This is a genomic window from Yersinia enterocolitica (assembly GCA_002082245.2).
In the GTDB taxonomy this organism is placed as follows: Bacteria; Pseudomonadota; Gammaproteobacteria; order Enterobacterales; family Enterobacteriaceae; genus Yersinia; species Yersinia enterocolitica_E.
The window spans coordinates 4,247,702-4,262,367 of record NBTC02000002.1 but is presented as its reverse complement, the minus strand read 5'-3'; the positions used below and the strand labels follow the sequence as shown (position 1 = coordinate 4,262,367).

The following is a 14,666-nucleotide window of genomic DNA, read 5'->3' as shown; positions in this document are numbered from 1 at the left end:
TTATGAATCGAGTATTTAAAGTCATTTGGAATAGTGCCTTAGGTCGCTACGATGTTGCATCTGAGTTTTCTAAATCAGGAAAAAAGATTAAGTCATTTTGCTCAGGTGCAGAAACTGTCGATACAACTTTAGGTTTAACGACACCCTCTCGCCTGAACCAGATTGCCATTACCTTGATGTTTACATTAGGGACGAACTCTGCTTTTGCTGCAGATATAAGTGTTCCCGGATTTACACCTGAAGTTCAATTTGAACAGATCTCCACAGGTTCAGGTAATACCTTGTCGGGGAGCTTTGCGAACATAGCTAAAGGCCAAAACGGTTATATAAGCACGACCTTAGGGGCACTTGATCGGTCTCTGATTACATCTGGTGCGGAATTGATCGATTTCAATCGACTCATTATTGGTGCGCAAACAACAGCTATTGAATATGTTGACCCGATCACCGGCAAAAAAGTGAGTGTCAATGTTTACGATAGCAGTAAAATGCAAAGTGCCCCTGCTTCAGCGATTAATGTTACTACTTCACTTCCAGTCGGTGTTGATGGGCAATATGTCGATCGCCGATTCTTCGTGCTGCAACCTAATAGTGATATGACTGTAAATGTGGGTAGCACCGGCTCTAACTGGACATCAGACACTGCCAACTATTTTAATGCTATCTTAAAAGGTACGCAGAAGAAAACTGACACACAACAAGCAGCAACAACAACGTCAGTGTTCCATGTTGTCTCTGATAATACTTCGGTAAGTGATACGGTTCTTAACTATGATGGGAAAACTATTGTTAGCTTAGGCAATCGTAATAACAATATTTCCGATAGTTCAAGCTATGCGGCTTCATTTGTCATTGACGATTACACAGGCGAATTCACGAGTGTTATCGGTCAGCAAAACGTCACTAATTTTGCAGAATTAAAAGCCTATAATGAAGCGCTTATTCAGGCGATTAAAGATAACAAAGTAACATTGACTGACAAAGAGTATGCAGCTCAGTTGGCACTTGCTTTAAAAAATAATAATACCGCACAAAAAGTTATCTTAGATCCTAAAATCAGTGTTGATGACGCAGTTAATTATTTAGTTAATAAAGACCAGGTTGCCTTTATTCATGGCGAGGGTAAGCACTCTATTGTTAACGTAGGCACTGACGCAAATATTCAGGCATTCTACACTGATGCATCGTTAATCCGTTTAACCAACGGCGCAACATTGAACAATAATGGGACTATTGGCTCTGCTGCAGCTACCATTTCAGGTACCTATATTGTTTTCGCAACAAACAGCACGGTCAATAATAGTGTGACCGGGATTATAGATGCGGGTACCAATGACGAAATCAAAGACTTCGCTGCAACTCAAAAACGTGATGTGACAATCGGTGATCATACTGCGATTTTAGCCAATGGTAGCTCTGTGGTCACCAATGACGGCATTATTAACGTAGCCTCCCGTACCAGCAGTGCGAGCACTGCAGTGGCACTATTAAGTGATACCACCCAATTTACCAACAACGGTACTATTAATATGGCTTCCACAGCTGAGATTGGTGATGCGGCTGGTGGCTATTATAATCGTGGTATCGTTACTCAAGGTACTTCAACGTCTAATAATAATGGCCTGATTTATATTGGTCGTGAAGCACAGCGTCAAATTGGTCAGGTGGCAGATGATCTACTGATTAAAATGCGTTCCTATGCAGTATATCTTTCTGGCAACGGTACATTTAATAATAATGCCAGCGGACATATTATTATTGGAAGCAAGACAAGTAACAGCGTTGGTATCGATGCTCGCGGTGCTAATACTACTGTAAATCAGGCTGGTACTATTACTATCAATGGTGCAAGCAGCGATCCGACTGGTATTAACATTGGTATTTCCTCTACCGAGAAGACCCGTAACGTCAATAATACCGGTAAAATTATCCTCAATGGCACCAACTCAGTCGGTATCAAGGTATTTTCTGATGCCACAAAAGTGAATGATAGTGCTTCTGCCTCAAGCTCTGGTGAGATTGATATCAATGGTGGTGTCGATGCTTCAGGTCGGGCTAATTACGGTATCTGGGCCGAAGGTAATAATGCTGTAGCGAATCTGACAGGTAACGTTAACCTATATGGCGACGGCACCATCGGCGTCCATGCCCGTAATAATGGAACAATCAATGTCAGTGCTAATGGGCAGGTAGAATTTAAAAGTGGTAAAAACCAGATTGGTTACTATGCATTTGGCGCTGGTTCAACCATTAATAATAGCGCCGTGGGTAATGAAAAAGTCTCCACTGAAGGTTCGATATTATATCGTATTGATACCGGAGCCAGTTTCGCGGGGAGCAATGCTTCTACATTAGATGCTGACGGTATCAATTCAACACTTATCCAGGTTACCGGGGAGAACAGTACTTTTAATTCGGGTGCTTTGACAATGAACATCCTGGGCGAGGGCTCTACTGGGGTAAAAGTCGAGGGTGGCGCCAGCGGCACCATCACGGCAGATGCCAGCCTGGAATTGAGCGGTGATGGGGCTACTGCCGGTATCGTCGATGGCAACTACTACGGCCTGGATGGTATTGCCACCGGTGCTACCGGAAAATCTGTCTTAACCAGTTCGGCGGTATTGACCACCGGTAACACCGCGTCTGGTGCCTATGGCTATATCGCCCGTAATGGCGGTGAGCTTATCCACAATGGCTCCATTGATTTTACACAAGCAGGCAGTACTGGCGTGCTGGTAGACGGCGGGATTCTGACCAACCAAAACCTCATCACAGTCAATGGGACTGCGGTCAATATTCAGGGTGCTAACTCTACCGTGAATAACAGCGGTACCGTCAACGCAACCGACGGCACCGCCGCTTATCTGCTGGGTGCGGGGGCGAGCCTGACCTTATCCGGTAACGGTGAAACCAAAGCGGGCGGCACTGCCCATGGCGTACTGCTTGATACCGGTGCCACAGCACTGACCGTGGATGGCGCAACCATCACCATGACCGCGGGCGGCACAGGTAATGCGATTGAAAACAAAGCGGAAATTACCGGTATTCAGTTAAAAGACACCACGCTGACGGTGGGTAATGGTGCAGGTATTCGTACCGGTGCCTCCCTGGCGGCAACCAACTCTGGCACGATCAATGTCAACGGCAGCGGTACCGGTATTCTGTTTGCCAACACCGGCGACACCATCACCGATAATACGCTGGACATGTCCGACTCGGCCGGTCTGGTGATTAACGTCAATTCAGCCGCGGGCAAAGGGATTGTCACCAACTCCCGTCAGGATCTGAAAACCGGTGCCAGCGTAAACGTCAATGATGCCGCAGGCGGTGCAGCCCTGATTGTCAAAGGCACTACCGGCCGTGTCGAGCAGTCCGGTAACCTGATATCAACATCACTCACCAGCCCGGTGGTGGACATCAATAACGGTTATGTCACCAGCTTCGTCAACAGCGGTACCATTCAAGCCAACAGCGCCACGCAGCAGGCTGTCGTAACCAATACTGGGACGGGTCTGGCATTTACCAACGCCACGGGTGGCACAATTGTTGGCAAGGTGGATCTGTTAGCGGGCAACAACACCGTGACCCTGATGCAAGGCAGTAAAGGCACTGACTTCACCACCGGCAGCGGCGATGATGCCTTCATTCTGAAAGGGCTGACATTAGCCGATACCGGCGTGTTCAGCTCACTGAACGGCGGTACCGGCAGCGATACGCTGACGCTGGACAGTTCGCTGTATACCCTGAGTGATGCTGATGCCATCCAGAATATGGAATACATCAACCTGATCAATAACTCAACGCTGACACTGGACAATGTGCTGCTGGCGCTGGGTGACAGTCAGGATGACAATGCCAACACCGGTTTTAATCTGGGTGACGGCAGTCTGTTGCAGGTTAATAACCTGAATGCCGTGAGCTTTAACAGCAAGTTGAACGGCCTCGGCACGATGGCCGTTAATACCGCCGGTAATGCCTTTGATTTTACGGCCAATGCGGCACAGAACGCCTTTAACGGGGTACTGGCATTAGGTCACGCCACCTTTGAACTGGCGGCGGATAACACGGCAGCATTAGTGAATGCCACCCTGAAACTGGGCGCGGACAGTATCACCACCGTCGGTGACGGTGTGCAAACTATCGGTGGGTTGGCCTTTGACGGCGGTACGGTGAAATTTAACACCGGCACTCCGGGTGAGACGGTGGCGAAAAGCACTATCCATACCACCAAAGAGATGAACCTGCTGGGCACCGGGACGGTGGTGGTGGACATCGACAGCGTCGACAACAGCCAGACGCCGGTCAATCCGGTACTGCCCATCATGGAGCAGGATGATGCCAATACCTTGCTGCAACTGGCGGTGAGTGATGTGGTGGTGCAAGGCAATGGTGGCAATCTGGTGCTGAAAGACCAGGATGGCAATGTCATTACCGATGCCACCACGGCCGATATTGCACAAAATGGCACCACGGTCGCCAAAGGCACTTACGATTATCGCCTGAGCAGCGGTACGGGTAACGACGGTTTGTATATCGGTTACGGCCTGACCGAAGTTGAACTGCTGGGCAGCGGTGCAGATGCACTGGCGCTGTATGCCACCAATAAAACCGGTCCTGCGGCGGATTTGAGTGCCAAAGTGACGGGCAGTGGTGAGTTGGCGATTGATACCGGTGCAGGAAATACGGTAACACTGTCCAATCTGGACAATGATTACACCGGTTCTACCGATGTACGCAGCGGCACCTTGCAGATGCTGAATGATAATGTGTTGGGGAATACCTCGCTGTTATCACTGGCAGCAGATACCGCCTTTGACATGAAGGGTCACAGCCAAACCGTGGGCGAACTGAACAGTACTGCGGGCTCAACGGTTGATCTCAATGGTGGCAGCTTAACCTTGAGTCAGGGCGGTATGTCTGAGGGTGAACTGACCGGCAGTGGCGCGCTGACAATTGCCGCCAATGTGCTGAGCGTTAAGGGTGCCAATACTGGCCTGAGCGCGGTGACCACCATTGCCAGTGGCGCACAAGCGTTACTGAACAATGCAGCGGGTCTGGGCGATGGCAATATCGTTAACGCCGGTCTGCTGACACTGAAAGGGGCTGCGGGCCAGTTAGCAAATGCTATCAGTGATGCCGGCAGTGTGGTGCTGGAAGATAGCAGCGACATCACATTGAGCGGTGATAACAGCCTGTTCAGCGGCCTGTTTGCTATCACGAACGGCAGCCAGTTAACTGCTTCTCAGGCAGAACATCTGGGGACGGCGGCGGTCACCAACGACGGCGCATTGGTGCTCAATAGTGCGAGTGACTGGTTGCTGGCCAACAGCATTAGCGGCAGTGGCAGCCTGACTAAAAACGGCACAGGCACCGTATCGTTGACACAATCTGCGGCCTATACCGGCCAGACAGATATCAATGCGGGTGGCCTGATGTTAGGCAGCAGTGCTGACCCCATGACGCTGGCAAGCCAGCAGGTGAATATAGCCAGCGGTGCCTTTATGGGCGGTTTTGGTGGTGTAGCGGGCGCGGTTGATAACCAGGGCGTGCTGTTTGTGGGCAACCCAACGGCACCGGTGGTACCGGCGATGGGCCGTCTGGCTCGCCTGGCGCCGGCCAGTAATATCTTTACCGTTGGCACTGACTTAACCAACAGCGGCACGGTATTTATCGGTAACAAGACCAGTGACGGTACGGGCACCACCGGTAACCAATTAGTGGTCAACGGCAACTATATTGGCAACAACGGTCTGCTGCACTTCAACACCGCGCTGGGCGACGACAGCTCTGCCACCGACAGCATGATTGTGAACGGTAACACCAGCGGCACCACTAACGTAAGCGTAGATAATGCGGGCGGTACGGGCGCTAAAACCTTAAACGGTATTGAGCTCATTCAGGTGAATGGTCAATCCGACGGTGAGTTTGTGAACCCTGGCCGTATCGTAGCGGGTGCATATGATTACTCACTCGTACGTGGGGTGGGTTCAAACGCCAGTAACTGGTATTTGACCAGCCTGAGTAATTTGCCGATTGATCCAGAGAACCCGGTTGATCCAGAAAATCCAGTGGGCCCAGGCGAGGAAACTAAACGTCCTGAAGCCGGCAGCTACACCGCGAACCTGGCCGCAGCCAACACTATGTTTGTGACGCGTCTGCACGATCGTTTGGGCGAAACACAGTATATCGACGCCCTGACTGGCGAGCAGAAAGTGACCAGCATGTGGCTGCGTAACGAAGGCGGACATAACCGTTCACGTGACACCAGTGGTCAGTTGAAAACCCAAAGCAACCGCTATGTGATGCAATTGGGTGGCGATATCGCCCAGTGGAGCAACGATGGTCTGGACCGTTTACACCTGGGTGTGATGGCCGGTTACGGTAATAGCAAAAGCGACACCCACGCGAAATCGGGCTATAAGTCGAGTGGTTCGGTTGATGGTTACACCGCCGGGGTGTACAGCACCTGGTATGCCAACGACGAAGACAAGTCGGGCTTGTATGTTGACGGTTGGGCGCAGTACAGCTGGTTTAACAATAGCGTGCAGGGCGACGGTCTGGCGACGGAAGAGTATAAATCGAAAGGGATCACCGCGTCGGTCGAGAGCGGCTACACCTTTAAAATCGGCGAGAATAAGTCTAAGAACGAAACGTACTTTATCCAGCCGAAAGCCCAAATCACCTGGATGGGTGTGAAGGCTGACGAGCACCGTGAAGCAAACGGTACTCAGGTGAGTGGTCAAGGCGACGGTAATATCCAGACCCGTCTGGGGCTGCGTTCTTATATGAAAGGCCACCACGAAAGTGATAATGGCAAGGATCGCGAGTTCCAACCGTTTGTGGAAGCCAACTGGATCCACAACACCAAAGATTTTGGCACCAATATGAACGCGGTTGAAGTGAAACAAGCTGGCGCGAAGAATATCGGTGAACTGAAAGTGGGTGTTGAGGGGCAATTGAACAAGCAACTGAATGTCTGGGGTAACGTTGGCCAGCAATTGGGCGACAAAGGTTACAGCGATACTGCAGTGATGTTAGGGGTGAAATACAACTTCTAATCGTTATTAGCTCTCATCAATAACGGTGCTTCGGCACCGTTATTGATTCATGCAGATACAATAACTGCTCAAAGAAATTCAGCATTATATAAGCGGTACTGTTGCCAATGGCGGCTTTCATTCTTTGCCTACTTAAGTGTTTGCAGTTCAGCACCAGCCTGCGCTAGCGAGATATTAGGGAAGTGACCGATCTTAACTTGGGTGAGTTTGTGAGTTATGGGGCTGGTATAGCGGTAGAAGAAAGCTTTAATGCCGCTAGCGCACAAGTGATCCGTAATGGCGATTTTCGCCGGTATCAACTGGCCTTATCACCGGGTTTCATCGCGTCGATGGCTTTAGTTGATAGTGGTTTTTTTTCTGGTTTATCCACCTATTAGCGCCATGAGTGTCACTGTTATATGACATCCATTACACCACAGGTGGATTAACGAGCTACATTCTAATCTACAGTAAAATGTAGGATATCGTGGTTTTTAGTGTGATTTGATGAGATAACAAGAAACCCCACTAAATCACTTATTAATCAACAAAATAAAATAAACTTACTGTTAATTTCATCACGAATAATCAGATTGGAAACTATAATTAGCCATTATTCTTTCCTCTCAAACATCAGATCCCAAACGCCATGTCCCAGACGCTGGCCACGTAATTCAAATTTTGTCAGCGGACGCGAGTCCGGACGAGGAACATAATCATTTTGTTCTGAAAGGTTGCGGTATCCGTTTACACCTGACATCACTTCCAACATATGTTCCGCATAATGTTGCCAGTCGGTCGCCATATGGAACACGCCACCCACTTTTAATTTACTTCTCACTAATTCAACAAAAGGTATCTGGACGATACGACGCTTATTATGGCGCGCTTTGTGCCATGGGTCAGGGAAGAATAGCTGTACCATATCCAGTGAAGCATCTGGAATCATATTTTCCAGCACTTCAACCGCGTCATGACACATAATCCGCAAGTTGCTTAGTCCCGCCTCGTGAGCAGCCCCCAAACAAGCACCAACCCCCGGAGAATGCACTTCTATCCCCAGAAAATTCTGCTGCGGATTACTGGCAGCCATGGTCACCAGTGAAGTCCCCATGCCGAAACCGATTTCCAGTACCACCGGAGCTTCGCGGCCAAACAAGGCGTTTACATCAACTGGCGTTGCTTGATATTCCACGCCCATCACCGGCCAGTAGCTATCTAGCGCCAGTTGTTGACCTTTGGTCAGCCGCCCCTGACGACGGACAAAACTACGAATACGGCGTATGGCTCGGCCGTTTTCATCAAATTCCGGGGATATGACGTCATTTATCATGGTACTTTCTGTCTGTTGATTGCGTATGTGAACGCGCATTATGCAAAGATACGGTAGTTTATCAACTCTGGGCGTCATAAGTACAAAATTAAGCAGTAAATAACGTAGATATAACCAAAGTGGCCGATTAAAGTCAGTGATTCGGGTGCGTGAGTGCGGCTAACACAGTTGTAGCTTCAAGTACGAAGGGGGTTTACAGGGTGAGAACTCTATGCTGCAATCCAGCTCTAATTTATTACCTGCCGGATATTGATACCAACTTATGATGCAAGCGCAACAGTTCGCGCACGAGGTACTTGAGTGGTACCAACGCTTTGGTCGCAAAACCTTGCCGTGGCAATTGGATAAAACACCTTATCAGGTATGGTTGTCAGAAGTGATGTTGCAACAGACTCAGGTTGCGACCGTCATTCCCTATTTCCAACGTTTTATGTTGCGCTTCCCTGATATCAGTGCGCTGGCTGCGGCACCGTTGGATGAAGTTCTGCATTTATGGACCGGGCTGGGTTACTACGCCCGTGCCAGAAATCTGCATAAAGCCGCCCAAACGGTTGTTGAACGCCATCAAGGCGAGTTCCCTACTACTTTTGACGAGATTCTCGCACTGCCAGGGATTGGGCGCTCAACTGCGGGCGCTATTTTGTCGCTCTCGTTAGGGAAACATTTTCCTATTTTAGATGGTAACGTCAAACGAGTGCTGGCCCGTTGTTACGCTGTTGAGGGATGGCCCGGTAAAAAGGAAGTCGAAGGCCGCCTGTGGCAAAGCAGTGAAGATGTTACGCCAGCCAAAGGCGTAGGTCAGTTTAATCAGGCGATGATGGATTTAGGTGCCACGGTGTGCACCCGTTCTAAGCCCAAGTGTGAGCTTTGCCCACTGAATACCGGTTGTATGGCTTATGCTAATCACAGTTGGGCACGCTACCCCGGTAAAAAACCCAAACAGACATTACCGGAAAAAACAGCTTACTTTTTGTTGATGCAAAACGGATCGCAGGTATGGCTCGAACAGCGCCCGCCAGTAGGTCTATGGGGGGGGCTATTTTGCTTCCCGCAATTTTCTGAACAAGCCGAACTGGAGCGTTGGTTGCAGCAACAAAGTATTGCCAGCAGCAGTTTGCAGCAGTTAACTGCTTTTCGTCATACCTTCAGCCACTTCCATCTGGATATTGTCCCCATGTGGCTGAATACGGCGTCATCCCGTGGATGCATGGATGATGGTGCAGGTCTCTGGTATAACTTAGCACAACCACCCGCGGTAGGATTGGCGGCCCCAGTTGAACGCCTATTACATCAGTTGGCAAAACAGCCGAGTGACCAACATAGCTAACCCCCTGCAACTTCAAGTATGAAGGGTATAGCGCCATAGAAGAGGATTTAGCATGAGCAGAACAATTTTTTGCACATTTTTAAAACATGATGCTGAGGGGCAAGATTTTCAGCTCTATCCAGGTGAGATTGGCAAACGTATCTATAACGAAATATCAAAAGAAGCTTGGTCACAATGGATAACCAAGCAAACCATGCTGATTAACGAGAAAAAACTGAGCATGATGAATGTCGAAGACCGCAAACTGTTAGAGCAGGAGATGGTTAACTTCCTGTTCGAAGGGCAGGATGTTCATATTGAAGGTTATACTCCACCGAGTAAGTAACCACACGGGGTCTGCGCTGGCCCCGTTGTTATTCCTCATCAAGATATGGCTTGTAAGATGAAGAAAATTTTAGCTTTGCTGATAGTTGCACCATTGTTAGTGTCTTGCTCAGGCAATAAGAATCAAACAGAAAACGAAGCCTATGTCAAAGATACCAACGGTTTTGAGATTTTAATGGGCCAATTTGCCCATAACATTGAAAATATTTGGGGATTAAAAGAAGTCTTAATCGCGGGTCCAAAAGATTACGTTAAGTATACGGATCAATATCAAACCCGCAGCCATATCAACTTCGATGCCGGTACGATTACGGTTGAAACCATTGCCACGACAGATCCGGCGGCTCACTTGCGTCAGGCGATTATTACCACACTTTTAATGGGTGATGATCCTGGCTCTATCGACCTCTATTCGGATGTTAACGATATTCAGATCAGTAAAGAGCCCTTCCTCTATGGGCAGGTGCTAGATAACAATGGCCAGCCGATCCGTTGGGAATGGCGCGCGGCCCATTTTGCTGATTATCTGCTACAAACCAGAATGCAAAAACGCACTTCCGGCCTGCATGTTATCTGGTCGGTCACCTTGCAATTAGTCCCTAACCATCTGGATCAACGTGCCCATAAATACCTGCCACTGGTGCGCCAGTCAGCGGAGCGTTATGGCGTCGAAGAGTCATTGATCCTGGCAATTATGCAAACAGAATCTAGCTTCAACCCATATGCGGTCAGTGGCTCTGATGCGTTGGGCCTGATGCAAGTTGTACAGCATACTGCCGGGCGAGATGTGTTCAAAATGAAGGGTAAAAGTGGCCAGCCAAGCCGTAGCTATCTGTTTGATCCAGAAAATAATATTGATGCTGGTACGGCATATCTGTCAATTCTGCAAAATACTTATCTAGGCGGAATTCAGAATGCCACCTCACGGCGTTATGCTGTTATTACCTCTTATAACGGCGGAGCTGGTAGCGTATTGCGGGTATTCTCCAGCGATAAGAACCAGGCTGTTAATATTATCAACAATATGGCTCCTGGTGATGTATTCCAAACGCTGACCACTAAACACCCTTCAGGCGAATCTCGCCGTTATCTGGTGAAAGTGAACAGCGCGCAGAAGAGTTATCGCCGCCACTAGTTTTATTTATAGCGGATTTTATAGCCCAAGAAATTGGCGTTGCAGGTGGCTAATCCCCCCCTGCAACGCCAACCAAGGGAAAACTGAAATGACAGGCTCCACCCACAGTGTCATTTTTTATGTCTAAAGTGTGATTGCCCGACAAAAGTGCACATTTGAATAACAACCATTCTCAATAAAATGTTTATAGTATCGCTAATCATCCTATCCCTACTATCGGCAGATTGAACAAATGGACTTTGGACTTACCCTGTTTGAAATGGTGGTAATCTTCTCCACTATGGTCATCGCTTATATCATCTTTGGTATTACAGGATTTGGTTCTGCATTAATTGCCAGTCCGATATTAGCGCTATTTATTCCTGTCGCTAAGATTGTCCCATTATTGGCAATTGTCGATATGTTTGCAGCCATTACCAATGTAGCTCGCCATAGCCGTCATGCCGACCTTGCTGAACTTAAGCGATTAGTCCCACTAATGATTATTGGTAGTCTGATCGGCGCGACGTTACTGCTACGTACTCGCCCTGATATTTTGCTACTGGCGCTCGGCATATTTGTCATTTTATATGCCATTTACGCCCTTAGCCGGCGTAAACCACAAGGACAATTCAAACCTGTTGCCGCCATTCCTTTTGGCTTGATTGGCGGTATTTTCAGCGCGCTATTTGGCAGCGGCGGGTTTATTTATGCTATTTATTTATCCGGCAGAATAGCCAGCAAAGATAATTTGCGGATTACCCAGACCACGCTTATCGGCCTGAGTACCCTCACGCGAGTTATTTTGTTTACGCTAGCAGGGGTCTACATGGACCTATCTATTTTATGGATGGTACTACTGTTGGTACCGGGGATGTTAGTTGGTTTGGTTATCGCCAATAAAATCAGTTTGGGGATAAGTCGCGACCAGCTTATCCGATTAATAAATATCTTATTGCTGATTTCCGGCACAGTTTTAGTCGCACGCTATTTAGGTTATTGATAAGCCTAATTTGTAATAACTTATTGTGAGACAGCCGATGCTCTCATCGGCTGTCTATCAGTACCTCAGTTTACGGCGTAATGACATAACCAAAGATACGCCGCCACTCTACATCACCTTTTTCGATATAAACGCCCTGCAATTCAGGCGAGAAGCCGGGCAATAAATTAATCCCCTCTTCCAACGCCAGGAAATAACGCTGTACCGCCCCGCCCCACATTTCACCCGGCACCACGCACAATACGCCTGGTGGATAAGGGAGTGCGCCTTCAGCAGCAATGCGCCCTCCAGCCTCGGCAATAGGGATTAGCTCGATATTATCGCGAATAAACTGGATATTGGCATCTTGCGGGTTCATTAATACCGGCGGTAAGCTGGCTTTGCGGAACATATCCTTTTGCAGTTGTTTAACATCATAGCTGACATAGAGATCATGCATTTCTTGGCATAACTGGCGTAGAGTGTAGCCGCGATAGCGCTCTTCATTCTTACGGTATATCGTCGGTAATACATCACACAATAAAGCATCTTGCTCCACGTAGCGCTCAAACTGAACCAGCATATCAACCAGATGTGCCATTTTTGCTGGATTTTCTGCCGGTGTTAGCAGGAACAAAATTGAATTCAGATCGCATTTTTCCGGCACAATACCATTTTCACGCAAGAAGGTAGCCAGTATCGCTGCCGGAACACCAAATTGGGTATATTGGCCGCTGTTAGCATCGATACCCGGTGTCGTCAGTAATAACTTACAAGGATCAACCAGATATTGGTCTTGGTTATACCCTTCAAATCCATGCCAACGTTCATTAGGCACAAAATTAAAGAAACGTGTGTCATTGGCAATAACGTCCGTATCGTAATCTTGCCAATTTTTACCACTGACAGTGGGAGGAATAAATGGCCGCAACATTGAGCAGCGTTCTAATAATAGTTTACGCGTATCGATGCCCAACTTGACACAATCCATCCACATGCGGCGGCCACTGTCACCAGAATGAATTTTGGCGTTAATATCCAGTGCAGCAAATAATGGGTAGAACGGGCTGGTTGAGGCATGCAACATAAATGCATTATTAAAACGTTTATGATTACAGTGCCGTTTTTGCCCTTTGATATGATTATCTTTTTTATGTACCTGCGAGGTTTGGGAGAAACCAGCCTGCTGCTTGTGCACTGACTGAGTCACAATAATCCCAGGGTCATTTTCATTTAAATCCAGCAATAGCGGTGAGAAATCCTTCATCATCGGAATAAACTGTTCGTAACCTACCCACGCAGAATCAAATAGAATGTAATCACACAAATGACCAATAGTATCAACCACCTGACGTGCGTTATACACCGTGCCATCGTAGGTACCCAACTGAATGATCGCCAATCTGAATGGCCGCGCCTCTTCTGCTCTTTCTGGGGCAACCTCCCGCAATTGCTGACGTAAATAACGCTCGTCGAAACAATGAGCATCAATACCACCAATAAAACCGAACGGGTTGCGGGCCGTTTCCAAATAGATTGGTGTCGCCCCAGCCTGAATCAGCGCACCATGATGGTTGGATTTATGGTTATTACGATCGAACAATACCAAATCACCACGGGTCAATAAGGCATTAGTCACGACCTTATTTGCAGCCGATGTACCATTCAAAACAAAATAGGTTTTATCCGCATTGAAGACCTTAGCTGCATATTTTTGTGCATCTTTAGCTGCACCTTCATGGATCAGCAAGTCACCCAGTTTGACGTCTGCGTTGCACATATCTGAACGGAAAATGGTCTCGCCATAAAACTCAAAAAACTGGCGACCGGCAGGATGCTTACGGAAAAACTCGCCACCCTGATGCCCTGGGCAAGCAAAAGTTGAATTATTCATCTCGACATATTTTTTCAATGTTGAGAAAAATGGCGGTAATAGATTTTTTTGATATTCACTGGCGGCAGCTTCTACCTGAGCATTGTAAAAAGCTTTGTTTGCTTCGCCGAGCGTAATAATCCCCTTAATCAGAGGCAAATAATCGGCAGAAACCGTCTGTTGTGCCGTGACAGCAACAAAAGTAGGAATAGCAAAACCCAGATCATGCAACTTTGACAATATACCGGCATTGGCATCTTCAACCGACATCACCACAGCGGCAACATCAGTAAAATCAGTTTGATTGAGGTATACCATTCCCCGCTGGCTTTCTATATAAGAAGCCAAACGAGCACTTGTTGCTATTTTTAATAGTGTCATGTCACTTACTCTCAAACGGTCAGGTATGAGGCTGCCATTTTGGCATGTATATGACATCGCATAAGGTGAAGATTTTATGCAATGCCGGCAAATTGATATCTATTACGCACACGATCACTCGCTCAAATAGAAGCTAGAATAGTGAGTTAACTGGTCTTCGCATCGACCAATAGACATCAGTAAAATCAGAGATCCAGCTCTATTTTTAATAATGCCTAACAGTGAACGACAGATAGCCTTACCGCATGGAAGTAACAAGGAACTTAACAGCAGATAAACAGGAGAAATAGCATGA

8 protein-coding genes are annotated in these 14,666 nt (G+C 47.8%); 6 read left to right on the top strand and 2 right to left on the bottom strand.

The window, feature by feature from the left end; genetic code table 11:
- Nucleotides 1-2 precede the first annotated feature (2 nt).
- Together A6J66_020815 and A6J66_020810 are read left to right on the top strand one after the other, a co-directional pair.
- Nucleotides 3-7,058 (top strand): autotransporter outer membrane beta-barrel domain-containing protein, encoded by a 7,056-nt coding sequence (locus A6J66_020815; protein ID PNM26380.1) that lies wholly within the window; start codon nucleotides 3-5, stop codon nucleotides 7,056-7,058.
- 182 nt (nucleotides 7,059-7,240) lie between these two features.
- Nucleotides 7,241-7,435: a hypothetical protein gene (locus A6J66_020810; GenBank protein ID PNM26379.1), complete on the top strand. Its 195-nt coding sequence runs from the start codon at nucleotides 7,241-7,243 to the stop codon at nucleotides 7,433-7,435.
- A 215-nt stretch (nucleotides 7,436-7,650) separates the two neighbouring features.
- Here A6J66_020810 and A6J66_020805 read toward each other — a convergent pair whose 3' ends face one another.
- Complete coding sequence (locus tag A6J66_020805; protein PNM26378.1) at nucleotides 7,651-8,370, bottom strand: tRNA (guanosine(46)-N7)-methyltransferase TrmB; 720 nt, start codon at nucleotides 8,368-8,370, stop codon at nucleotides 7,651-7,653.
- Between the two features lie 265 nt (nucleotides 8,371-8,635).
- On the opposite strand from A6J66_020805, the gene A6J66_020800 reads away from it, so the two are divergent.
- From A6J66_020800 to A6J66_020785, 4 genes are all read left to right on the top strand, one after another.
- Nucleotides 8,636-9,697: an adenine DNA glycosylase gene (locus A6J66_020800; protein PNM27106.1), complete on the top strand. Its 1,062-nt coding sequence runs from the start codon at nucleotides 8,636-8,638 to the stop codon at nucleotides 9,695-9,697.
- Between the two features lie 52 nt (nucleotides 9,698-9,749).
- Nucleotides 9,750-10,022 (top strand): oxidative damage protection protein, encoded by a 273-nt coding sequence (locus A6J66_020795; GenBank protein PNM26377.1) that lies wholly within the window; start codon nucleotides 9,750-9,752, stop codon nucleotides 10,020-10,022.
- A 57-nt stretch (nucleotides 10,023-10,079) separates the two neighbouring features.
- Entirely contained in the window at nucleotides 10,080-11,156 is a 1,077-nt protein-coding gene (locus tag A6J66_020790) for a membrane-bound lytic murein transglycosylase MltC (protein ID PNM26376.1), read from the top strand.
- Between the two features lie 232 nt (nucleotides 11,157-11,388).
- On the top strand, nucleotides 11,389-12,138 hold the full coding sequence (locus A6J66_020785; protein PNM26375.1) for a sulfite exporter TauE/SafE family protein: 750 nt from the start codon (nucleotides 11,389-11,391) through the stop codon (nucleotides 12,136-12,138).
- A 70-nt stretch (nucleotides 12,139-12,208) separates the two neighbouring features.
- Here the strand turns inward: A6J66_020785 and speF are convergent, their stop codons facing one another.
- Nucleotides 12,209-14,371: an ornithine decarboxylase SpeF gene (gene speF / locus A6J66_020780; protein ID PNM26374.1), complete on the bottom strand. Its 2,163-nt coding sequence runs from the start codon at nucleotides 14,369-14,371 to the stop codon at nucleotides 12,209-12,211.
- Nucleotides 14,372-14,666 lie beyond the last annotated feature (295 nt).